Origin of the sequence: Salegentibacter tibetensis, assembly GCF_020164485.1 — a bacterium.
Lineage (GTDB): Bacteria > Bacteroidota > Bacteroidia > Flavobacteriales > Flavobacteriaceae > Salegentibacter > Salegentibacter tibetensis.
Genome location: NZ_JAIQZA010000016.1, coordinates 1 through 24,024, shown reverse-complemented (window position 1 = coordinate 24,024; position 24,024 = coordinate 1). Strand labels below are relative to the sequence as shown.

The following is a 24,024-nucleotide window of genomic DNA, read 5'->3' as shown; positions in this document are numbered from 1 at the left end:
CTGAAACCCGCCCGAACGGAACGGGCAGGTAAATTCAGAATGACGATCTTATAACTTTTCAGGCAGCCCTTAAAATTAATTAAGTCTCTTACTCCTCACTAACAGGAATAAGAATGTATTTTCCATCAAGATCGTTGAACCATATTTGATAAGTACCTTCTGATACAGGAATGTTTGGACCGTCTGTAGTGGCTTCTCCACTAAAGGCAGTATCCCCACCCCAATTTACATCCCAAGCGTCATTAGCTCTGAATTTCATTTCCCCATCAAATAACTGCATTTCTGAACTATACCAGATATGAGGATTAAATGAAGATTGTGTTAAATCCATATCGGCGTTCCATCCTTCATCAGTACCCGTGGTCGCAGTACCAATCACACCAATAGTTTCAAAAGTATCAGCTCCGCTGGCATCATAAGGTTCAAAAGAAAAAGTCATGGCTTCGAGGTCTACTGTTACCGAATAATAACCTTCACTGGTAATTTCAATTGCTGGTGGGTCTGGGTCAGCTTCGGTTTCTCTAAAAATTAGGTTGCTGCCATCTTCACTACCATATTGTGGAGCCCAGGCTTGACCTTCAAGAAATTTAAAAAATCCTGCAGCGAAATATCCTGTAAAATAGAATACATTGTCATTTTCTGGATCACGGAACATTGGCGTGTTATTATTGTCTGGATTCCAACCAGCTTCAGTAGCATCTCCAACCAGGTAAAGATTTCTTTTAGTTTCTACTCCTTCTTCTTCTTCTTCTTCAGCTTCCGGCAGTTCCACATTAATGCTTACGGGCTCAGAAAATTCTTCTAAAGCATTTCCTTCTCCTTCACCTGCGAAAGCACGAACTTTAAAATAGATCGTACCTGTGTTAGGCATTTCGGTTTCAGGATCATTATCAAGACCTGCCTCTTCAGCAAGTTCTCTCATTTGGCCTACAGTTACACCAAGATTGTTGCTACCGGTATTTCCTATTACCATATAACTATCAAAAGTTTCATTTGCTGAACCCTGAAGTTCATAAGTAATAGTAGTAGGAGCATCAAAATCTACTTCGTTCCAAACAAATCTTTCGGCAAGACTGCCTGGATTTCCGGCTGGTAACACATAAGTGCTTTGAAAGGAATTACTAAATTGAATTCCTTCCGGATCTGGTTGGGCAACGAAAACAATATCGTCGTCCTGTGTACATGCGTTAAAACTAAGTAACGCGATAAATGCTAAAAATAAAATTGAAAATTTCTTCATTTTAATTCTTTTATAAAATTAATATCCTGGATTTTGTTCTAAGTTGGTATTTGTTCCTAAATCTGCAGCCGGTATAGGCATTAGATCTCTAAAACTTTGGGTAGTGGCTCCCTGAGGAACGCCACCTTTCCATGGCCAAACTCCGTTTTCAGTAAACTGATTAAAACGTATAAGATCTGTTCTTCTATGTGCTTCCCAATATAATTCACGGGCACGTTCATCTAAGATGAAATTAAGATTTAGGTCTGAACCTCCAATCTGGTCTGCATTTACCCGTTCTCTTAATTGGTTAACATAACCTAAAGCTGCCGATTGGCTTCCACCGCCACCTCTTAAGTGTGCCTCAGCGTACATTAGATAAGCATCTGCAAGTCTAAACATTGGAAAATCTGTATCTGGAAATTCACCGGTATCATCAGATCCCCATTCGCCATCTACTGTAATATTCTTAAACTTAGTGATAGCAAACCCGTCATTAAAGCTCGAAATATCATCAATTTCTTTTGTTTGTCCTTCTGTAAAGAATAGCGCTCTTTGGTCTTCAGAGTCTGCTCCATCTGGGAATTTATCTACCAGTGCCGAGGTGGTTCTTAAACCGGCCCAACCACTGCTTACACCAAAGTCGGCAGGCTCCATATCGCCCCCAATTGATGCATGAATTATAAATGCCATCCCACCATAAGATTGGGTTTGTAGCCCGTCAAAAGTGATAGGGAAAATAACCTCAGATTGTGCTCCGTTAGAGTTGTTATCTGCAAGGAATAATTTTTGGTAATCATCTGCTAAACTATAGTTAGCGTTAATTATTCTTTCAGTATAATCTAAGGCTTCAGTATAATGGGCTTCATCTATATAGACTTCAGCGTTTAAATATAGTTTTGAAAGTAACATCCAAACTGCAGCCTGGTCGGCACGACCATATTCATTAGAGTTTGCGCTAACAATCTCGCTTTCTATGGCTAACAATTCGCTTTCTACATATTCAAATAGTTCAGGTCTTTGAATTTGCTGCGGAAGAAAAGCTCCTATGGCATCTTCTTCGGTCACAAATGGAACATTGCCAAACAAATCTATAGCATGGTAATAATGCAAAGCTCTTAGAAACCTCGCTTCAGCACGGTAACGGGCTATATTTTCTCTTTCTGCAGATGCAATTCCTCTGGATTCTAAAAGTTCTGGAGTACTTTGTCTAAGAAACTCGTTAGTTAAGGCCACCTGATACATAATCCGGGAATACATAGTTCTTATAAATTCATTCCCTGCAGTCCAGTTTTGAGAGTGCAGATCTTTTATAGTTCCATCGTTCCAACCAATCACTGCTTCATCTGTGGTAAGTTCCTGCATGGACCAGTACAATCTCAAATACTGGGAGAAGCCCTCATCAAGCCCTATAAGGTCAGGATCTCCGGCTGGACCTTGTTGGCCACTCACCGCAAGACCGGCATAAAGTTTAGCCAAAAACTGTTTGTAAGATTCAGGATCTTCAAAAGTGGTTTCAGCCGTGAGCCTGTTATCTTCAGGCTGCAAATCTAAATCGTCTTCACAAGCCCAGAAGAAACTGGCACTTATAAAAAGGATTAAGAATGGTTTTAGTGTTTTTAACATAATAAATTTATTATAATATTATTTCTTAAAATGAAAGATTTAAACCAAGTACAATTGTTGTAGATCTTGGATAAAAATTATTGTCTATTCCACCTGCAATTTCAGGATCCAAACCTTCATAATTGGTTATGGTCCATACATTGGTAGCGGTTAGTGAAGTTCTGATATCCATGTCTTCTCCCGGAAATAAATATCCTACAGAAATATTATCCAGTTTTACAAAATCGGCACTCTGGATATAGTAGTCTGAAAACAACTGGTTGTTTCTAAAATTACTTTCTAAAACATTGCTGTTAAAATTAGAATAGTAAGGTTGTGGGGTAACTGTACCGGCTCCAACAAACCCATTACTTGATTGTGTATTATTATACATATAATGACCGAAGTTACCTCTAAAAGTAAAGCTAAAATCCAGATTTTTATACCTCATAGTATTGGTTAATCCCATAAAGTAATCCGGGGTGGCTTTTTTATAAGGAACCCTGTCATCCTCTGTGATTTCATTATCTCCATTTACATCTACATAAGCACCTTCTATTGGTTGGCCGGCTTCGTTGTATACCTGGCGGAAAACATTGAAGGTTGTAGGATCGTAACCTTCTTTCCATAGTTGAATGTTGTTACCAACACCACCGCTAATTCCTCCTTGTGGAATTTCAAAATCCGGATCATCCCCTAAAGTAAGGTTAGTGATCTCCAGGTCCTGGAAGGTTAAATTGTAGTTTACATCCCAGTTAAAATCTTCTTGCTGGATAATAGCACCGTTAATTCCAAATTCCAGTCCTTTACTAACCGTATTACCTACGTTAGTTACTAAAAGGTCTGTTAGGTTAGCACCTGCCGGTACAGGCACTGTAGCCAAAAGATCCTGAGTTTCACGATAATAAGCTTCTATAGTACCTGAAATTCTGTTATTAAAGAATCCGTAATCGATACCAACATTATAAGTTTTTAATTCCTCCCATTTTAGGTTAGAATCAAAAGCTTCGGGTCTCAGGGTATTAAAGAATTGGTTTCCAAATTGATACCTGGCACCGCCAACACTTGGGCTGTAAATTCCAAAGTAGCCGTAGTTTGGCCCAATTTCCTGGTTACCGGTAATACCGAAACCTGCCCTAAGTTTTAATTGATTTAAAACATTAGAATCTGATAAAAATGCTTCATTATGTAACTTCCAACCTGCAGAGACTGATGGGAAATAACTCCATTTATTATCTCCTCCAAATCTTGAAGATCCATCTCTACGTATACTTCCTGAAATTAAATACTTATCGGCAATATCAAAACTTGCTCTGGCAAAATAAGATTCCAGTGCGTTTCTATTAATATTTCTAGGGAATTCCTGTACATTATTAGTTACTGTCGCTGTTCTCTGGCTGGAGATATAAAATTCCTGGAAAGAATGTCCGGCAGTTAAATCTACTTCAGTGTCTAAAAAATCGATATCGTTTTTATAATTAAAGTAGAAATCCAGCAAAGTGTTTCTATTTAATCCGCCATAATCTTCAGCAAAAGGAATATCCTGGTTGTTTGCTGCAGAAGTTAAAGGCCTTCTGTTGTAACCATCATTTTCTGAATAATCAATACCAGCATTTACATTAAATTTCAATTCCGGAAGAAAATGAAACTTATATTCTGCATTCAGGTTAGTAATATTTCTCTTAGTAGTACCACGCGCATCTAATTGTCTTAAAAGTGCTAACGGATTACGAGTTGCCTGAATTTGTTGTTGTTGTGGCGAAAGGGTGTGTTCATAATACCCGTCAAAATAGCTTCCTTCATCAAAAACGGGTTGAGTAGGGTCAAAAGCTACCGCTGATCCAATAGCACCCTGGTCTGCAAAGCGGTTTTCATCTACAATATTTTTAGATGAAAGGCTCAACTTTAAGTGATTGTCAAACAAATCCTGGTTAAGCGAGATGTTAAGCGCGTTTCTTTCATAAACATCGGTTTTTAAAACCCCTGTTTGTGAAGTGTGATTATAGTTTATACGGTAAGTAAAGTTCTCGAAACCTTGCGTTGCCGTGAAGTTATGAATTGCCCCTACAGAAGTTTGATAAATTTGGTCCTGCCAATCTGTATTAACATCTCCAAGTAAAGACGGGTCTGTACCCGGTGTTTCTTCAATTAAAGTTCGAAATTGACCGGCATCCAGAACATCTACTTTATCTATAATTCTACCAGCAGAAACTTTAAGGTCGTAAGTTAAAGCTAAAGGAGAATCTTTTTTACCAGATTTAGTAGTAATTAAAATTACCCCGTTAGAAGCTCTGGAACCATAAATAGAGGTTGCAGCTGCATCTTTTAATATCACGAAATCTTCAATTTCATTCGGGTTAATAGAGTTTAACTGGTTTCTTACCCCCTGAACTCCACGTTGATCTAATGGAATACCATCAACAACAATAAGGGGAGAGTTATTTCCAGAAAGGGAAGAACCACCACGAATCCTGATTTCAGATCCGCCACCTGGTTCACCGCTTCCGGGAGTAATTCTAACTCCGGCCGATTTACCTGCAATTAATTGTTCTGGTGAAACTACAGCTCCCTGGTTAAAACTTTCTGAAGAAATCTTTTCTACAGATCCGGTTGCATCTTGCTCTGAGGTACTACCGTAACCAATAAGAACTACTTCTTCTAAAGTAGCCTGGTCTTCGTCTAACTGTACATCAAGAGTAGCCTGCCCTTCATAAGGAATCTCTGTACTGGCAAAACCAAGGAAAGAGAAGACAAGAATATCACCTTCACTTACGTCCTGAATGGTATAATTACCATCAAAGTCTGTAACGGCACCATTTGATGTTCCTTTAACAATAACGTTTGCGCCCGGAATCGGAAGACCGGTTGCGCTTTCGCTAACAACCCCGCTCACGGTTTCCTGTGCAAAAAAGCTCATTGGCAGCATAAAGAGCAACATCAACGTGCTTTTAAATAGTGTTTTCATAAATTTTTCTATTGATTTTTACTAAAAATTAAGCTTATATTTCTACTTCCTGAGGTTAAATATATGTAAATAGAATGTGAAGAAATAGGAACTCGCTTAGCACTATTTTGCGAAAACGTTTGAGTGTTGAAAACTTTTGTATTTTAAGGGTGTAGCTTAATTTTTGTAGTATTTTTACGATATCTTAAAAATAATGCTGTGGTTATTTCTAAATAAAAGATTTCTATGAGGCCAAAATTGACTTTAAAACAAATTGCGAGAGAATTGGATGTATCAATTTCCACTGTTTCAAAAGCTTTACGAGACAGTCCCGAAATTGGAGAGGAAACCCGAAAGAAAATCAAGGCTTTTGCGAAATTATATAACTACCGGCCTAATAATATCGCTTTAAGCCTTAAAAATAGAAAGACGAAAACAATAGGAATAATCATTCCTGAAATAGTTCATTATTTCTTTACTACCGTAATTAGTGGAGTAGAGCAGGTCGCCAATGAAAAGGGTTATAATGTAATTGTATGCCTATCTAACAATTCTTTTGATAAAGAAGTATTAAACCTTGAGTTGCTGGCCAACGGTAGTACCGATGGTTTTATTCTTTCTATAGCTAAAGAAACTATGCAAAAAGAAGATTATCATCATCTTATAGAAGTAATAAACCAGGGAATGCCGGTGGTTTTGTTTGACAGGGTTGTAGATGAAATTCATTGTGATAAAGTGATTATAGATGATGTAATTGGAGCTAAAAAAGCGGTACAGTATTTAATTGATAATGGAGCAAAGAAAATCGGACTTGTTTCTACCGTAGATTATGTTAGTGTAGGTAAACTAAGAACCCGCGGTTATCTTGAAGTTCTTAGAAATAATAATGTGGAAGTACAGGAAAATCTTATCCTTAAGATAGAGGATATGGATAATAGCGAAACCGAGATAAAGGAATTTATTGATAAAAATGACGTTGATGCCGTATTTGCTGTAAATGAGCACTTTGCAATTCACGCCATAAAAGCCCTCCAGGAAAAAGGTTTAAAAGTTCCTGAAGATGTCTCCGTAATCGGCTTTACCGATGGTGAGCTTTCCAAACGATTTATCCCGAGTCTTACCACGGTAAGTCAGCACGGGGAAAGGATGGGAGCTGAAGCCGCTCGTTTACTTATAGATAAACTGGAAAGAAAACCGGAAGAAGAAGAATCTTATAAAACAGTGATCGTAGAAACGAGTTTGGTAGAAAGAAATTCTACCAAATCGTAATTTTAAGGCTCATCTTTAAAATTTTATATATATTTACCCCAGCTTAATTAATTATCAGAACTTATATTTTTACTTCCTACCTAAAATAAGTTTTGATAAGCCTTACGCTTATCGTAAACGTTAATTGTACGATATGCAAAAACGTAGATTAAGTTTTTGGGAAATCTGGAACATGAGTTTCGGCTTTCTTGGAATTCAAATGGGGTTTGCTCTCCAAAATGCCAACGCAAGTAGAATTTTACAAATTTTTGGAGCCGATATTCATGAACTTTCATGGTTTTGGCTGGTTGCGCCGGTTACCGGTTTAATCGTTCAGCCAATAATTGGCTACTATAGCGATAAAACCTGGACCAGTCTTGGCCGTAGGCGTCCTTTCTTTCTTACGGGAGCTATTTTAGCTGCGATAGGCTTGATTTTAATGCCTAATGCCGATTGGTTTATCGCTATTCTACCTTCCCTTTGGGTTGGTGCCGGGATGCTCTTTATTATGGATGCTTCCTTTAATGTAGCGATGGAACCCTTCCGCGCTTTGGTGGCCGATAAATTACCATCCGATCAAAGAACCCTTGGTTTTAGTGTGCAAACAGTTTTAATTGGGATTGGGGCCGTAATTGGTTCCTGGTTGCCTTATGTACTTACCAACTGGTTTGATATTAGTAATAGAACGGTTGTGGGCGAAGTTCCACTTAACCTGTTGCTTTCTTTTGTAATTGGGGCCATTATTTTAGTGGGGAGTATTCTGGTAACAGTAATTACTACCAAAGAATATTCTCCTGAAGAACTGGAAAAGATGGACGACCACGTTGAAGAACCGGTCGATGAAAAGGAAAAATCCAGTTTGATGGATATCTTTTCAGATTTTGCCAAAATGCCCCATACGATGCGGCAGCTTAGTTGGGTACAATTCTTTTCCTGGTTCGGGCTCTTTGGAATGTGGGTGTTTTCTACTCCCGCAATTGCCCATCATATTTATGGCCTACCACTTTCAGATAATAGCAGTGAAACCTATCAGGATGCAGGTGATTGGGTTGGTGTTCTTTTCGGAGTTTATAATGCTGTTTCAGCGGTATTTGCATTTTTCCTTCCGGCTATTGCCTTAAAAATTGGAAGAAAAAGCACACATATCGTTTCCTTATTTATTGGTGCCTTAGGTATGCTTTCCATTTATATAATGCCAAACGAATACTGGCTGTTACTTTCTATGTTCGGGATTGGAATTGGCTGGGCCAGCATTCTAGCAATGCCTTATGCGATTCTTGCAGGCTCTATTCCACCGAAAAAAATGGGGGTTTATATGGGGATTTTTAATTTTTTCATCGTGATTCCGCAAATTGTAAATGCACTTATTGGCGGATTGATGGTGAAATATCTTTACGATGGAAACCCGATTTACGCGTTAGTTACTAGCGGAATAGCCTTTTTAATTGCGGCTATACTAACTTTTAGGATAGACGATGTAGATGAACCCGTAAAAGCATAAGGTTTTTAAGAAAAACAGATTGAGAGATAATTTAAAATTATGGAGACAAACAAAGGAATAATATTCGATCTAGACGGGGTTATTGTAGATACCGCTAAATTCCATTTTTTGGCCTGGAGAAAACTGGCCAACGATTTGGGTTTCGACTTCACCAAAGAACAAAATGAACAACTTAAAGGCGTTAGCCGGGTAGAATCCCTTAGGAAAATACTGGAGTGGGGGGAACTGGAACTTTCTAAAACAGAATTTAAACGGCAAATGGCGCTTAAAAATGAAAATTACCTCTCTTATGTAGCCAAAATGGATAAGAGTGAAATTCTTCCCGGCGTACAAAAAGTCATTGATTATTTAATTGAAAATAATATTCCGTTTGCCCTGGGTTCTGCGAGTAAAAATGCGCGAACTATTTTGAAAAAGATCAATTTACTGGATGAGTTTGATGCCATTGTAGACGGTACCGATGTTAGTAAAGCAAAACCCGATCCCGAGGTATTTCTAATAGCTGCCGAAAAATTAAATGTCAAGCCAGAAAACAGTATTGTTTTTGAAGATTCCGTTGCCGGCGTGCAGGCCGCCAATAATGCAAATATGATAAGCATTGGAATAGGCGAAGAAAAAACACTGGGCGAAGCCGATTATGTGTTTAACGACTTTACTGAAATAGACATAGATTTTATAAAGAAATTGCTCACTAAGTGAGATTTTTGAATTATTACAACTTAACCTTCAGGGCTGATCCCGGGGTAAATTAATAAGAAACTAGACAGAAATAAAGCAATGAACCAAGATTATATACAACCTAACGAGTGGTCCATTCTGGAAGAAGGATTTGATGTAGAACGCGTAAAATCGTCTGAAAGCCTTTTTAGCATCGGTAACGGCGTGATGGGTCAGCGAGCCAATTTTGAGGAACATTATTCCGGGCCAAGTTTCCAGGGAAGCTATATTGGCGGGGTTTATTATCCCGATAAAACCAAAGTAGGCTGGTGGAAAAACGGCTATCCAGAATATTTTGCAAAAGTACTTAACGCGCCCAATTGGATTGGGATAAATGTATTTGTAAACGATGAAGCTTTAGATCTTTTTACCTGTAAAAAAGTTGAAGATTTTACGCGTGAGCTTAATATGAAAGCAGGTTTTCATCGCCGTAGTTTTGTGGCAACCCTGCCAAACGATGTTGAAATTTCGGTAACAGCTACCCGTTTTCTTTCTATAGTAGAAGATGAACTGGGCGCGATAGATTTTGAAATTGAAGTTTTAAACAGCGATGTTGAAGTTCGCTTTGAACCTTATCTAGATGGGGGAATTACCAATACAGATGCCAACTGGGAAGAGCGATTTTGGAAAACTTTAGAAGTGAAATCTGAAGGAAATAAAGGTTTTGTACTTTCTAAAACCCTAAAAACCGAATTCCATGTAAATACCTTTATGCAATCTGAAGTTTTGCTGAATGGTGAAAAACAGGATGTTGAATTCACTGAAACCAAAACCGAAGATAAGCTTACTTTTTCGTATTCAGTTAAAGCTGAAAAAGGACAAAAACTAAGCCTGAGGAAATACGCCGGTTACGTAACCGATATGAACCATAAACGTTCAGATCTGGTAACTGCGGCGAGTAAGGTTTTGGATTATGCGACAAATTCAGGATTTTCAAAATTGCTTCAGGAGCAAAAAGAAGCCTGGGCGAAAATCTGGGAAATGGCCGATATCACTATTGAAGGAGATGTAAAAGCCCAGCAGGGAATCCGTTTTAATATTTTTCAGCTAAATCAAACTTATTTAGGAAAAGACGAGCGTTTAAATATTGGCCCAAAAGGCTTTACCGGTGAAAAATACGGTGGAAGTACTTATTGGGATACCGAGGCGTATTGCATTCCTTTTTATATGGCGACCAAAGACCATCAGGTAGCCAGGAATTTACTGACCTACCGTTACAACCACTTGGATAAAGCCATAGAAAATGCCGAAAAACTTGGTTTTATCAATGGTGCGGCGCTTTACCCTATGGTAACTATGAATGGGGAAGAAAGTCATAACGAATGGGAAATTACTTTCGAGGAAATTCATAGAAACGGGGCGATGGTTTATGCTATTTATAATTACGTCCGTTATACCGGCGATTTCACATATATCCCTGAAAAAGGCCTGGAAGTAATGATCGCTATTGCGAGATTCTGGCAACAGCGAGTGAATTTCAGCAAAAACAAGAATAAATATGTAATGCTGGGCGTAACCGGGCCAAACGAATACGAAAATAACGTGCATAACAACTGGTACACTAATTATATCGCAAAATGGTGTATTGAGTATTGTTTGGAATCAATAGATAAGGTTAAAGACGCTTATCCTGAAGATTACGAACGTGTAATGGGTAAAACCAAACTCAATGAAGGAGAATTGGCGAAATGGAAAGAAGTTGCAGATAATATGTATTTTCCATATTCTGAAGAGAACGGAGTTTTCCTTCAACAAGACGGATTTTTAGACAAAGAAATCCTTCCAATCGCTGAACTGGATAAAACTCAGCGTCCAATCAACCAGAAGTGGAGTTGGGATAGGATTTTACGTTCCTGCTACATTAAGCAGGCCGATGTTTTGCAGGGATTCTACTTTTTTGAAGATCATTTTAGCAAAAACGAACTGGAAAAGCATTTTGATTATTATGAGCCAATAACCGTTCACGAATCTTCGCTTTCACCTTGCGTGCACAGTATCCAGGCGGCACTTTTAGGTAGAACTAAGCAGGCTTATGAATTTTATCTAAGAACTTCCAGATTGGATCTGGACGATTATAATAAAGAAGTAGAACAAGGCTGCCATATTACCAGTATGGCCGGGACCTGGATGAGCATTGTAGAAGGTTTTGGCGGAATGCGGGTGAAAAATGATAAGCTTTCTTTTAATCCAACAATCCCCGAAGACTGGGAATCCTATTCCTTTAAAGTGAATTTTAGAGACCAGGTTTTAAAAGTAAAAGTTTCTGCGGAAAAAACGGTTTTTCAACTTGAAGGGGAAAATGCAATTGAAATCAATGTAAACGGAAAATCTGTTGAGGTAAATCCGAATCAGGAATTTGCTGTGTAATTACGTCATCCTGAATTTATTTCAGAGCCTGCTCCGAAAAATATTCGGAGATCTAATTTGTTGAATTTTAATCGTCATTCTGAACTTGTTTCAGAATCTAAGATGTTAATTATTGAACCATGTTAGAAGCTGAAACGAATTCAGCTCGACGAACAATGTTCAACCAGATCATTATTTAAATAAAGAATCATGAAAAAAATACTAATCACATTAATGCTCTTTACCGGTTTTACCGGTTTCGCGCAAATTGAACGCGTAGAGCCACCAAACTGGTGGATAGGTTTTGAAGAAACCGGACTCCAGTTAATGGTTTACGGCGAAAATATTGGAAATGCCACTCCAAAGATCGATTATCCCGGAGTAAGCGTTGAAAATGTAACAGAAGCTAAAAGTCCGAATTACCTGTTTATAGATTTACAAATTGAGCAGGCTAAGGCGGGGACTTTTGATATTACTTTTGAACTTGAAGACGGTTCAGAAGAAGCGTATGAATACCAGTTGAAAGACCGCGAAAAACCTGCTTCGGAATATGTAGGTTTTGATAATTCTGATGCTATTTATTTAATCACTCCAGATCGATTTGCCAACGGCGACAAGTCTAATGATAGCTTTGATTTTTTAAATGAAAAGGTTAAAGATCGCGAAGACGATTATGGGCGCCACGGAGGAGATATTCGTGGGATTATAGATCATCTGGATTATATAGACGAAATGGGCTTCACTGCAATTTGGCCTTCGCCTTTGGTAATTAACGATATGAAATCGGGTTCTTACCACGGATATGCAATGACCGATTTTTACCGGGTAGATCCGCGGTTTGGAACTCTGGAAGATTACAGGGAGCTGGCCGATAAAGCAGCAGATCGCGGCATAAAACTGGTTATGGACCAGGTAGCGAACCACGCCGGGGTAGAGCACTGGTGGATGGACGATTTGCCTTTTGAAGACTGGATCAACTATCAGGAGAAATTTGAAAATGAAGAAGACCTGGTGTACTCGAATCACCGTCGTACTACCAATCAGGATTTATATGCTTCAGAAACCGATAAAAAAGGATTGACAGAAGGTTGGTTTGTAGAAACCATGCCCGATTTAAATCAGGAAAATCCATTTATGGCCAAATACCTTATTCAGAATAGTATTTGGTGGATTGAAACCCTTGGTTTGGGCGGAATTCGCCAGGATACTTATCCTTATCCCGATAAGGAATTTATGAGTGACTGGGCCGGCGCGATTATGACTGAATACCCAAATTTCAATATAGTAGGTGAGGAGTGGAGTGTGAATCCGTTGCTTATTCGCTACTGGCAGGATGGTGTGGATAACGGTTATGACTCCAACCTGAAATCTACGATGGATTTCGCGATGCAGGAAAAAATTGTAACCGGTTTAAAATCTGAAGAAACCTGGGGCACAGGCCTGGTTGAAATCTATGAGGCTCTGGCTAACGATTTCGCTTATGCCAATCCTGAAAATATTATGATCTTCCCTGATAATCACGATAAAAGCCGAATTTACACGCAACTTGGAGAAGATGTTGTCAAAACTAAAATGACGATTGCTTACATGGCGGTATTACCAAGGATTTTCCAAATGTACTACGGAACCGAAATCTTAATGGATGATACTGAAAATCCCGGCGACCACGGACTAATTAGAACCGAATTCCCGGGTGGTTGGGACGATAGTGAGGTGAATGCTTTTACCGGCGAAGGTCTGTCAGAAGAAAAATCAGATATGCAGGAATTCGTTAAAAAAGTAATGAATTATCGTAAAAACAGTGAGGCTATCCACTCTGGGGAAACCAAACATTTCGCACCTGAAGATGCTACTTATTTAATCACCCGAAAAGCCGGCGATGAGATTATTGTGCTAATTCTAAATAAAAATGAGAAATCTGTAACACTGGATCTGGAACGTTTCAGTGAATTAAATTTAGAAGGAAAAAGCTTTAAGAATTTAATTTCAGAAGAAACCTTTAAGTGGGAGGATTCTTTAGAGTTACCGGAAGAAGGCGTTTACTTCTTTACTACGAAAATGGATTAAAAGGGAAATTTCTGGTTACGTCAAGCTGAACCTGGTTCAGCTTCTAATATGAGAGTAGTTTTAATCATGTTAGATCTCCGAATAATTTTCGGAGCAGGCTCTGAAATAAATTCAGAATGACGCTTAAAAATGAACTTTGAAATATCAACTAAATAAAAACAAATGAAAAAAACATTAATAATGCTGCTGGCCTTTACGGCTTTGTTTTCCTGTAAAGACAACGAAAAGCAAGAGCAGCTGGAACAAGAAGAAGAACGAACCATAGCGCCTGTATCTAACGATGCGTTGGAATCGGCGGTGATTTACGAAGCGAATATTCGCCAGTATTCCCCTGAAGGAACTTTTGATGCTTTTACAGAAGATATTCCGCAATTAAAGGAACTTGGTGTAAAAGTGATTTGGCTAATGCCTATTTATCCGATTTCGATGAAAAATAGAAAAGCCACCGGAGATCTTTCAGTGGAAGATATTGAAGACCCGGAAGAAAGAAAAAAATACCTGGGTAGCTATTACGCAATTTCAGATTATACTGATATTAATCCTGAATTCGGGGATTTTGAAGATTTTGAAAACCTGGTAGAAACCGCCCACGAAAACGGAATGTATGTAATTTTGGATTGGGTGGCTAACCATACCGGATGGGACCATAAGTGGATTGAAGAGAAGCCTGAATTTTATCATAAGAATGAAGAAGGCCAAGTTACAGATCCTATAAACCCTGCAACCGGCGAATCCTGGGGATGGACAGATGTTGCTCATCTAAACTTTGAAAACGAAGAGCTTCACGAAGCTATGGGTGAAGAAATGAAGTTTTGGGTAGAAAAATACGATGTGGACGGTTTTAGAGCCGATGTCGCAGGAGAAGTGCCAACCGAATTCTGGGAAAGCATTGTTCCTCAATTAAAAGAAATAAAACCAGTTTTCATGCTGGCCGAATCAGAAGACAAAGACCTTTTTGAAAATGCTTTTGATATGGGATACAACTGGGAAGGTCACCATATTATGAATGAAATGGCTCAGGGCAAGAAAACCGCCAAAGATTGGGATGCTTATATGCAGAAGATCGATACCACTTATCAGGAAGATGATTATTTGATGAGCTTTATAACCAACCACGATGAGAATTCCTGGAACGGGACGGTAAAGGAGAGAATGGGTGATGCTTCAGAAACTATGCTTGCACTTACTTATACTTTACCCGGAATGCCGCTTATTTATAGTGGGCAGGAATATGATATGGATAAAAGGCTGTTGTTTTTCGAAAAAGACACTATCCCAAAAGAAAAAGGTAAAGTTTGGCCATTGCTGGAGAAACTTGGTAAGTTGAAAAACGAGAATAAAGCCCTGCACGGCGCTAAAGAAGCAGCGTCTTATGAGAATATTGAAACATCAGAAGAAGAAAAAATTCTGGCTTTCAAAAGGGAAAAAGATGGAGCTGAGTTAATTTACATTGGGAATATGAGCGATGAGAGTACCAGTTTCAGCATAAAAATAGAAGGGGATTTTGAAGACTATTTATCGGGTGAAACGATAGAAATTTCCGAAGATAAAAATATGAATTTGGATCCCTGGCAGTACTTTATCTTAATAAATAAGTAATAAATTTACTAAAAAACTAAAAACAGCCCTCCCGGAGGGCTGTTTTTGTTAGTTATTAACCGAAAACGTTTTAGTTTATTAGGAAATTAGGTTATATTGTAGAATTAAAATAGATTTGGCCTAATGGCGAAAAAAATTAATAAGATTGCAGTTTTAACATCGGGGGGTGATGCACCCGGAATGAATGCCGCTATAAGAGCGGTTGTAAGATCCTGTTCATATTATAATCTGGAGTGCGTTGGTGTTTACCGCGGCTACCAGGGACTTATAGAAGCAGATTTTGAAGCACTTACCGCAAGGTCTGTAAGAAACATCATTAATAAAGGAGGGACTTTTCTAAAATCTTCCCGTTCTGAAGAATTTAAGACCAAAGAAGGAAGGGCAAAAGCTCATAAGAATCTGACCGATGCCGGTGTAGATGCTTTGGTAGTGATTGGTGGAGATGGAACCTTTACCGGTGGCCTTTATTTTAATAGAGAATTTGATTTTCCTATTGTGGGAATTCCCGCAACTATAGATAATGACATTAACGGTACCGATTATACCTTAGGTTACGACACTGCTTTAAACACAGTGGTAGAAGCCATAGATAAGATTCGGGATACCGCAAGTTCTCATAACCGCTTATTTTTAATCGAGGTTATGGGTCGGGATGCAGGTGATATCGCTTTAAATAGCGGTATTGGTGCAGGAGCCGAAGAGATATTGCTTCCGGAAGAAGACCAGGGAATTCAACGTATGATGGATTCTTTGGAAAAAAGTAAAAAATCCGGAAAAACCTCCAGCATTATCGTGGTGGCTGAAGGTGAAAAGAGCGGAAAGAACATTTTTCAGTTAGCTGAATTTATTTCGCAAAGCCACGAAGAATATGACATTAGAGTCTCTGTGCTGGGTCATATTCAAAGAGGAGGTTCTCCAAGTTGTTTTGATCGTGTTCTGGCCAGTAAACTTGGTGTTGGTGCGGTTGAAGCATTAACCGATGGTAAAACCAATATCATGGTAGGTGTACACCATCAAAAAGTGGTACACGTGCCTTTGGAAACTGCTTTAAAAGAAGACAGGGAATTTGATCAAGAATTAAGAAGGGTGGCGAACATCACTTCAGTGTAAATTTTTAAAATTTAAATTATGAGTACAAAAATTGGAATTAATGGTTTTGGCCGAATTGGACGTATCGCGTTTAGAATTGCGGCTGAAAATAATGACGTAGAAGTAGTCGCAATCAACGATTTACTGGACGTGGATCATTTAGCATATTTGCTAAAATATGATTCTGTTCACGGTAAATTTAAAGGAGATGTTGATGTAAAAGACGGAAATCTTGTGGTTAACGGAAAATCTATTCGTATTACTGCAGAAAAAAATCCGGCAGATCTCAAATGGGGAGACGTTGGAGTAGATGTTGTATTGGAATGTACCGGAATTTTCAAAGAAAAAGACGATGCAAACGGACACATTAAAGCAGGGGCTAAAAAAGTAGTAGTTTCAGCACCATCTAAATCTGTGCCTATGTTTGTAATGGGTGTTAACCATGAGGATGTTAAGCCGGAAGACACTATTGTTTCTAATGCTTCCTGTACAACAAACTGTCTTGCTCCACTTGCTAAAGTGGTAGACGATGAATTTGGTCTTGTTGAAGGTTTAATGACAACTGTTCACGCAACCACGGCTACTCAACTTACAGTAGATGGCCCATCGGCAAAAGATTTTAGAGGCGGCAGAAGTGCGCTTCTTAATATTATCCCATCTTCAACCGGAGCAGCTGTAGCTGTTGGGAAAGTAATTCCTAAACTTGACGGAAAACTTACCGGGATGGCTTTTAGAGTGCCAACTGCCGATGTATCTGTAGTAGACCTTACGGTTAGGACTGAAAAGTCTGTAAGTTACGATCAGGTTAAGGCTGCATTTAAAAAAGCTTCTGAAGGTTCTTACAAAGGGGTAGTCTCTTATACGGAAGATGGAGTGGTTTCTCAGGATTTTGTATCAGATGCACATACGTGTAATTTTGATGCTGAGGCTGGAATCGCACTAAACGATAATTTTTTCAAATTAATCGCGTGGTATGATAACGAATATGGTTATTCTGCCTCAATAATAAAATTGGCAGTACACGTTAATTCAATTTAATATTTTATTTTAGAGCCTGATGAAAGTTACGCTTGGATTATTTTAATCTTTTAGCGCTTTCCTCAGGCTTTTTAAATTTAAACCATATTCACACACAATGATATTAATAGCGGACGGTGGATCAACAAAATGTGATTGGATTTTACTTAGTGCAACGGGAGAAGAATTACTTAGAACCCGCACTAAAGGATTAAATCCAGCAGTATTTCCTGAAGTAGTACTGGAACAACGCATTGAAGAAAACGCCGATTTAAAGGAAGTAAAGGACAAAGTAGAACGAGTGCATTTTTATGGCGCAGGTTGTGGTACCGAAACGCCTAAAAAATTACTGGAAGGAATTTTTACGAATTTCTTCACCAACGTAGATGAAGTAGTGATTCTGGAAGATATGGTTGCCGCAGTTTATGCCGCTACCACAGAGCCCGGAATTGTTTGTATTCTTGGTACAGGTTCTAACAGTTGTTATTTTGATGGTGAAAACATACACCAGGCTGTTCATTCCCTGGGGTATATCCTAATGGATGAAGCTAGTGGAAATTACTTCGGAAAAAGATTAATAAGAGATTATTACTACAAAAGAATGCCCCCGGAACTTGCCGAGGAATTTGGTGAAAAATACAATATGGAATCTGATGAGATTAAGAAAAATCTCTATCGCAAAGAGAATCCAAATACTTACCTCGCTTCTTTCGCTGAATTTATTTTTGCAAACGAACGCAATGGCTATTTCTACAAATTGGTACACGAGGGAATTACAGATTTTATGCATTCCCGAGTAATGTGCTATAAACAAGCGCAAAATACACCTGTACATTTTATTGGTACTATCGCTTATTTTAGCGAAGATATTATTCGTGCAGTTGCCCAGCCTTATGGAATAGAAATTGGCAATATTGTACGTAGACCAATTGATGCATTGATAGAATACTATAGAAAAGAAGTGCTTATCAATAATTAATTACAATTTTTCATAAATTTTAGTACATTTAAGAAATTAAACGCTTAGATGTTAACAAAAGTTTATGGAAGTGCCGTATTTGGGGTAGAGGCAACTACAATTACTATTGAGGTAAATGTAGCAACCGGCATTGGTTATCATCTGGTAGGTCTTCCCGATAATGCGGTAAGGGAAAGTAGTTTTAGAATTGCCGCCGCCCTTCAAAATAACGGCTATAAATTTCCCGGTAAAAAGATCATTGTCAATATGGCGCCGGCCGATCTTAGAAAGGAAGGTTCGGCTTACGATCTTAGCTTAAGCCTGGGAATTCTGGCCGCTTCAGGTCAAATTAAAGCAGAAAATATTTCAGAATATCTTATTATGGGTGAGCTTTCGCTAGACGGAAGCTTACAACCCATAAAAGGTGCCTTGCCTATTGCCATTAAAGCTAAAGAAGAAGGTTTTAAGGGATTTATTCTTTCGAAGCAAAATGCGAAAGAAGCCGCTATCGTAAGCGGCCTTGAAGTTTATGGAGTTGAAAACATTACTGAAGTGATCAATTTTTTTGATAAAAATGAAACTTTAGAGCCTACCATTATTAATACCCGCGAAGAATTCTACAAAAACCTGGACCACCCCGAGCATGATTTTGCCGATGTAAAGGGACAGGAATCTATAAAACGCTGTATGGAAATTGCCGCAGCGGGCGGTCATAATATTATTCTAATCGGTCCGCCGGGAGCCGGGAAAACGATGTTGGCCAAACGCCTGCCAAGTATTTTACCACCAATGACCCTGCACGAAGCTCTGGAAACTACCAAAATTCACAGTGTAGTTGGGCGGGTAAAGGAACACGTGGGTTTGATGTCACAGAGGCCATTTAGAAGTCCTCATCATACAATTTCAGAAGACACAGTAGCTAATGTAAACCACAGACTAAAGAAGCTCTTACAGTCTTAAATACAGGTTGAAAACATCACATCACATATAGTTACTTTTGTAATTTAGTTATTAGAAAAGCAATCCGCAGAATTTTTGGTTTTCTACCAGAATTTGATACTTACCCTCCTTCCAATAGTTGAACACATAATGTATTCTTGTCTTTATTTTAATTTTTAGATAAATTAATATTTTCTAAAAGATTGGTATAATAGAGATAAACTAATGATGTTTTGGGCGTTTGAGCTTCCTTCCGCCTTGAATTCCCAGCATCAATACCCTACTAAACTTATTTAGTTTCAGATACTTATGATCATTAGTATTTAGATGAATAAAAAATCAGGTAATAAATTTGCGTAACAGGAGAATTATTATTAATTTCGCAAAAAATTAGAATCGCAAAAATACAAATATAAAAAACAAAAACCAAACTATAAAAAGTTAAATAAAAGTTAAAATACCAATGAAGTCAGGAAAGGACGGGAAACAAAAATTTTATAGCAATATTTCACTACCTCGTGAGATCTTTACAGATGTTGATGCTTTAGAGGGTACTAATATTATGTATAATAAATTTCTGCACCTTCTCAGCCTCCTAAAGAATGGGAGTGAGAAAAGATTTGGTATCTCTTGTCATTACACTTTTGTTTCTTCTAAGTATTTAAAGAAGGTTTTTACTACCTATTATAGTACTAAGGTAATTCTTCCACTTCAGAATGCAGGAATTATTGAGTGTGACGGTCTTTACAGTCCTGATACTGCCAAATGTCACTACTATAGAATTAACCCTGAGTATTTCAAAGGACAGATAGAATTAGAGCGTAGGAAATTTTTCTACAAAATGGATTTGACCAGAGATTTAGGGGAGGAAAACAAACAGCACTCAGAGGATTTTGAGCTATTTGTAAATGGTTTGGAGATCAATAAAAACAGTCTTGATATTACTATGAACAACTGTTTAGATTTGGTTGATTCAGAAAGCTATAAGTATAACTATAATGTAGATGCTAACGAGCAAGATGTAATCTTAGTGAATGACGGAACTAAAACTTTTCCTGCTAAAATATGGAAGTTAGTAGAACAGTCATTTTCTACAGATAGCTCTCTTATTCAAGATGGTTTAGACTATTACTATATGACCGAGGACAAATATAAGGAGCTAAAGAAAAACCGCCTAAAGTCCTCCTGGTCTTCTAGTATTGATAACCTTGCTGAAGGTAATTTCAGAGCCTACAGGAACAAAACTAACTACAGATTAGATACTAACCTAACCAACTTACCTAAAGAGCTTAGAGAGGTTGTAATGAAAGATAACGGTCTTATAAATATAGATTTATCAAACAGCCAGTTTGCTATCCTTTCTATGGTTATGAGAAAAGATGGATTTGATTCTTTAGATGCTTTGAATTTCTATAAAGCTAGTGAAGAGGGAAATCTATATGAGTTTATTCAGGCAGAGCTTAATTTAGAAAATAGAGGAGAAGCTAAACAGGTGATGTTTAGAATGCTTTTTTCTTCTGACGGCTTTAAATCTGAAAATAAAACGAAATTTGAAAAGCTATTCCCTACGGTTGCTGAGTATATTTCTAAGTATAAAAGGCAATACGGGGATAATGCTTTCTCTATAAAACTTCAGAGAGAAGAATCTTATATCTTTATCGATGGAATTAAACCGATTCTTAAGGATCATGGTATTTCCCATACAACAATACATGATTCAGTTATTTGTAGAGAGGAAGATTCTGCTATGGTTCTGGATATTATTGATTATGTTTTTCGGAATAAGGGACTAAACGCAAATATAACCATTGATAATCCTTCTTTAAAAGAAATTCTGGTAGCTGCTTAGGAGAAAATGTAAGCTATAATACTATTGACAAATTCGCCTCTTTCAGATTTTGGAAGGGGCTTTTTTTATGTCTTTGAACAATTTTATTTTTTTATTCCAAAAATTATTTCAAATTTTACTCAAAATCAAATAAGGTTTTGGGAGATACTTTTAAGGCTCTCGCTATGGCTGAAACTGTGCTTATTGTAGTATTTACTTCCCCTCTTTCAATACGCCCTACCTGCGAAATGGGAATATCGGCTTCAAATGCAAGTTGCTCTTGAGAAAAGTTCTTGAGTTTTCTTGTTTCTCGAAGCTTATTGCCGAATGAATTAATGAAGGATTTATTTTTTATTTTTTGCACCCGATAAAGGTGAAAAATGCAAGATTTTAAAATCAACGCATATATGCGCTATTTTAATTTATATGAGGAAAACCACATTTTTAATATATCCAGTAATGCTAACTTTGAGAATACACCTGTTTTTATGAAATATCCGATATATCTAATTTTTATTATAGCTGTTTTCTTATCCTGTTCTACTAATGATGAAAATAAATCTAACGATATCAACCCTCCAGATTGGATACAAAGTACTTGGTTAGTTGAAGGCTCTACAACTGGGAATAGTGGTGTAAAGTTTACATCAAATGATTTAGTGTTAATTCAGGGTTTTGCAGAAACTAGCCAAAGAGATTTAATTAATCATAGCCGTGAATTAGGGCAAGAAGTAGTGGTGACGGAAAATAAATCTAATGATAGTTATTCGTTGCGCCTTGAATTAGCCTATGGACAGACGGTAAATTTAGACTTCACAAAGATTTCCAATAACGAGATAACTTGGAATCAAGTAGCGAATTCAATTTTAATCAAGCAATAATTATAAACTAAATCATTATGAGAAAACTTATTATTTCCGCTTTTGTGGGCTTATTTTTTATTTCCTGTGGATCAGTTAAAAGAACAATGTTCGGAACTACTGAAAAAACTTTAATTAAAACAGTTTCAGTTGAACAAGGATGTGAAAAAGAGAATATTGAAATTATTGATAGTGTAAAGGGTTTGCATGGTGCTACATATTCGCTAGATGTTTGTGGGGATAGGATGGTGTATAAGGAGGTTGGTTCGGTTTTTATGGAGGCTTCGGTAGCAGATAAAAAAGTTGAAGAACTTACAAATTAAATATATGATTGTTTCAATAATTGGAGTTGTAGTAGGTTGGTTTCTTTTAGGTGGGTTGATAAATCTTATTGCATATTCTGATACCCCTCCAAGCCAAAGAGGGGATTCTGATACAGCGAAAATCCTCCATAATATCATAAATATAGTAGCAGTTTTTGCTCTACTTATAATAATTTTTAGCTAGACCTCTTATGAATCCTCCTGTATTAAATTCCCTGATAGATTTTTTAAATAATCCTGATTTAAGAACATTTGAATTAGAATTCTCGGTACTTACAACAACTCTTATTGGTGATAATTTTCAAATGAAGAATCTTCCTAGTAAAAGATCATTTTGGAAAGTCTTTATTCAGAAAAATTATATTGGAAATGTAAGTTTTTATTTTAGGGATGGGCCAAAGTTTGTTTTTGCTCTTGTGGTGGATGATGGCTATATGCCGTTTGCGAATCAAGACCAGTTTGTTATAGATAAGTTTATAGTATTAGGGGCGGATCCCATTGCTGGTGAAAAAATTACAATTACAGATTCCGAAATTAAAGTAAATGTGAGCCTTACTAGAAGGGGGCAAAGATTGACTCAAGTATATAAAAATTGCCTTTCTGTAACGGGATATCAGGAAAAATTAAGTTTCGAAACTTTAACTAAAAATCCAGAAGGTAATGATAATTGTTATGTAGCAACTTTGGTTTATAACGATATATATCATCCCAAAGTTAATCGACTTAGGGAATACAGGGATGAAGTTCTAATGAGGAGTAAATACGGTGTTGTAGGTGTTCGAATTTATTATTTAATAGCACCTCGTCTAATTAATATTTTAAAACCTTTTCCATTCATTCAGAGATTAATAAGGAGGCGATTAGATGTATTTATTAGTAACCTGAATAAAAAAATTGAGTAATGTTTAAAAAATTGAAAATTAAACGTTTGGAAAATCAAATAAAAACTTCTTTTAAAGAGTATACAGTTTTAATTGTAAGTGATGCTAAATCTTTAGGTTATAGTGAAAATTCTCCAATATTTGGAATGCTTATAAAAAAAGGGCTCTTAGATTATAAAGTAAAATTAAAAGGGAATTTAGCAGGAATTGCGAACAGTGCAGGATTATCAAATTTTGAGTTTGAAATCTTAATGGATAAAATTTTTAATGAACATTTGAATTCTATATTCAGCTAACCTTAAAATAAAAAGTATGGATTATAATGAATTTTCAGAAAATATTAATAATCATATAGATACATTGAAACTAAGCGGAAATGATAATCATTTTATTGCGTTAGAAGTCTTTAAAAAAGCAAAAGAACTAAAACCCAGCGTTTCGAATGAAGTTTATGATACGTATATAAATCAAAATGCTGTGTTTTTTGCTAAAGAACTGACTAATCAGGCACATCATTTTTTGAAAATGGATGAAGATTGGCTTAATAATAGACCACAAACAAATGATTTCAATTCCCGTTACGATGCCATCAAATCAGTTTTTTCTCACTTGAATACTTTACCCTTAACGGAAGAAAATAAAGTGGAAGTTGCAAAATATGAAAGTATATTAGACAGTGAACACGCAAAAAAATCGGGAGGATGCTATATAGCTACCATGGTTTATGGCTCATATTCCCACCCACAAGTTCTAATTTGCACAATCCGGTGAAAACGGACACCCATTCCGCTGGAAAGCGGACAGTGATTCCGGACTAAAGCGGACACCCATTCCGGGGCAAAACGGACAGTGATTCCGTTTCAAAGCGGACAGCTATTCCGGA

The 24,024-nt window shown here is 37.3% G+C and carries 19 protein-coding genes and 1 pseudogene; 16 read left to right on the top strand and 4 right to left on the bottom strand.

Annotated features, from left to right (window positions below):
- Nucleotides 1-88 precede the first annotated feature (88 nt).
- From LB467_RS09980 to LB467_RS09970, 3 genes are read right to left on the bottom strand one after another with little or no spacing between them, the layout of a single operon-like run.
- Nucleotides 89-1,240: a SusF/SusE family outer membrane protein gene (locus LB467_RS09980; RefSeq protein ID WP_224473891.1), complete on the bottom strand. Its 1,152-nt coding sequence runs from the start codon at nucleotides 1,238-1,240 to the stop codon at nucleotides 89-91.
- Between the two features lie 18 nt (nucleotides 1,241-1,258).
- Nucleotides 1,259-2,845: a RagB/SusD family nutrient uptake outer membrane protein gene (locus LB467_RS09975; RefSeq protein ID WP_224473890.1), complete on the bottom strand. Its 1,587-nt coding sequence runs from the start codon at nucleotides 2,843-2,845 to the stop codon at nucleotides 1,259-1,261.
- Between the two features lie 25 nt (nucleotides 2,846-2,870).
- The gene (locus LB467_RS09970) at nucleotides 2,871-5,789 is read right to left on the bottom strand and encodes a SusC/RagA family TonB-linked outer membrane protein (protein ID WP_224473889.1); all 2,919 of its coding nucleotides are present in this window, start codon (nucleotides 5,787-5,789) and stop codon (nucleotides 2,871-2,873) included.
- A 225-nt stretch (nucleotides 5,790-6,014) separates the two neighbouring features.
- Here LB467_RS09970 and LB467_RS09965 point away from each other — a divergent pair, with 225 nt between their 5' ends.
- The 11 genes and pseudogenes from LB467_RS09965 (at nucleotide 6,015) to LB467_RS09915 (ending at nucleotide 21,098) form a co-directional block, all read left to right on the top strand.
- On the top strand, nucleotides 6,015-7,037 hold the full coding sequence (locus LB467_RS09965) for a LacI family DNA-binding transcriptional regulator (protein ID WP_224473888.1): 1,023 nt from the start codon (nucleotides 6,015-6,017) through the stop codon (nucleotides 7,035-7,037).
- Between the two features lie 133 nt (nucleotides 7,038-7,170).
- On the top strand, nucleotides 7,171-8,517 hold the full coding sequence (locus tag LB467_RS09960; protein WP_224473887.1) for an MFS transporter: 1,347 nt from the start codon (nucleotides 7,171-7,173) through the stop codon (nucleotides 8,515-8,517).
- Between the two features lie 39 nt (nucleotides 8,518-8,556).
- Entirely contained in the window at nucleotides 8,557-9,216 is a 660-nt protein-coding gene (gene pgmB, locus LB467_RS09955) for a beta-phosphoglucomutase (protein WP_224473886.1), read from the top strand.
- Nucleotides 9,217-9,294: 78 nt separating this feature from the next.
- Nucleotides 9,295-11,601 carry a glycoside hydrolase family 65 protein gene (locus LB467_RS09950; RefSeq protein WP_224473885.1) on the top strand — a complete coding sequence of 769 codons (2,307 nt, stop codon included), beginning with the start codon at nucleotides 9,295-9,297 and terminating at the stop codon, nucleotides 11,599-11,601.
- 189 nt (nucleotides 11,602-11,790) lie between these two features.
- Complete coding sequence (locus LB467_RS09945) at nucleotides 11,791-13,647, top strand: glycoside hydrolase family 13 protein (protein WP_224473884.1); 1,857 nt, start codon at nucleotides 11,791-11,793, stop codon at nucleotides 13,645-13,647.
- Nucleotides 13,648-13,809: 162 nt separating this feature from the next.
- Nucleotides 13,810-15,246, top strand: coding sequence for an alpha-amylase family glycosyl hydrolase (locus LB467_RS09940; RefSeq protein ID WP_224473883.1), 1,437 nt, complete (start codon nucleotides 13,810-13,812; stop codon nucleotides 15,244-15,246).
- A 123-nt stretch (nucleotides 15,247-15,369) separates the two neighbouring features.
- Nucleotides 15,370-16,356 (top strand): 6-phosphofructokinase, encoded by a 987-nt coding sequence (gene pfkA / locus LB467_RS09935; protein ID WP_224473882.1) that lies wholly within the window; start codon nucleotides 15,370-15,372, stop codon nucleotides 16,354-16,356.
- 18 nt (nucleotides 16,357-16,374) lie between these two features.
- Nucleotides 16,375-17,373 carry a type I glyceraldehyde-3-phosphate dehydrogenase gene (gap, locus tag LB467_RS09930; protein WP_224473881.1) on the top strand — a complete coding sequence of 333 codons (999 nt, stop codon included), beginning with the start codon at nucleotides 16,375-16,377 and terminating at the stop codon, nucleotides 17,371-17,373.
- A gap of 97 nt (nucleotides 17,374-17,470) precedes the next feature.
- Nucleotides 17,471-18,331 (top strand): N-acetylglucosamine kinase, encoded by an 861-nt coding sequence (locus tag LB467_RS09925; protein WP_224473880.1) that lies wholly within the window; start codon nucleotides 17,471-17,473, stop codon nucleotides 18,329-18,331.
- Between the two features lie 48 nt (nucleotides 18,332-18,379).
- A pseudogene (locus tag LB467_RS09920) lies at nucleotides 18,380-19,219 on the top strand (YifB family Mg chelatase-like AAA ATPase); the annotation flags it as partial.
- A gap of 493 nt (nucleotides 19,220-19,712) precedes the next feature.
- Complete coding sequence (locus LB467_RS09915; RefSeq protein WP_224473879.1) at nucleotides 19,713-21,098, top strand: hypothetical protein; 1,386 nt, start codon at nucleotides 19,713-19,715, stop codon at nucleotides 21,096-21,098.
- 115 nt (nucleotides 21,099-21,213) lie between these two features.
- On the opposite strand, the gene LB467_RS09910 is transcribed toward LB467_RS09915, so the two are convergent.
- A complete protein-coding gene (locus LB467_RS09910; RefSeq protein WP_224473878.1) occupies nucleotides 21,214-21,441 on the bottom strand; it encodes a helix-turn-helix domain-containing protein in 228 nt (75 codons plus the stop codon).
- A gap of 43 nt (nucleotides 21,442-21,484) precedes the next feature.
- Here LB467_RS09910 and LB467_RS09905 point away from each other — a divergent pair, with 43 nt between their 5' ends.
- The 5 genes from LB467_RS09905 to LB467_RS09885 all read left to right on the top strand — a co-directional run bounded on the left by LB467_RS09905 (nucleotide 21,485) and on the right by LB467_RS09885 (nucleotide 23,912).
- Nucleotides 21,485-21,958 (top strand): hypothetical protein, encoded by a 474-nt coding sequence (locus tag LB467_RS09905; RefSeq protein ID WP_224473877.1) that lies wholly within the window; start codon nucleotides 21,485-21,487, stop codon nucleotides 21,956-21,958.
- Nucleotides 21,959-21,975: 17 nt separating this feature from the next.
- Entirely contained in the window at nucleotides 21,976-22,260 is a 285-nt protein-coding gene (locus LB467_RS09900) for a hypothetical protein (protein ID WP_224473876.1), read from the top strand.
- 191 nt (nucleotides 22,261-22,451) lie between these two features.
- Complete coding sequence (locus tag LB467_RS09895) at nucleotides 22,452-23,162, top strand: CFI-box-CTERM domain-containing protein (protein WP_224473875.1); 711 nt, start codon at nucleotides 22,452-22,454, stop codon at nucleotides 23,160-23,162.
- The gene (locus tag LB467_RS09890; protein WP_224473874.1) at nucleotides 23,162-23,437 is read left to right on the top strand and encodes a hypothetical protein; all 276 of its coding nucleotides are present in this window, start codon (nucleotides 23,162-23,164) and stop codon (nucleotides 23,435-23,437) included. Before LB467_RS09895 ends, LB467_RS09890 begins: the two co-directional genes overlap by 1 nt.
- Nucleotides 23,438-23,453: 16 nt before the next feature.
- On the top strand, nucleotides 23,454-23,912 hold the full coding sequence (locus tag LB467_RS09885; protein WP_224473873.1) for a hypothetical protein: 459 nt from the start codon (nucleotides 23,454-23,456) through the stop codon (nucleotides 23,910-23,912).
- The last annotated feature ends 112 nt before the right edge of the window (nucleotides 23,913-24,024 follow it).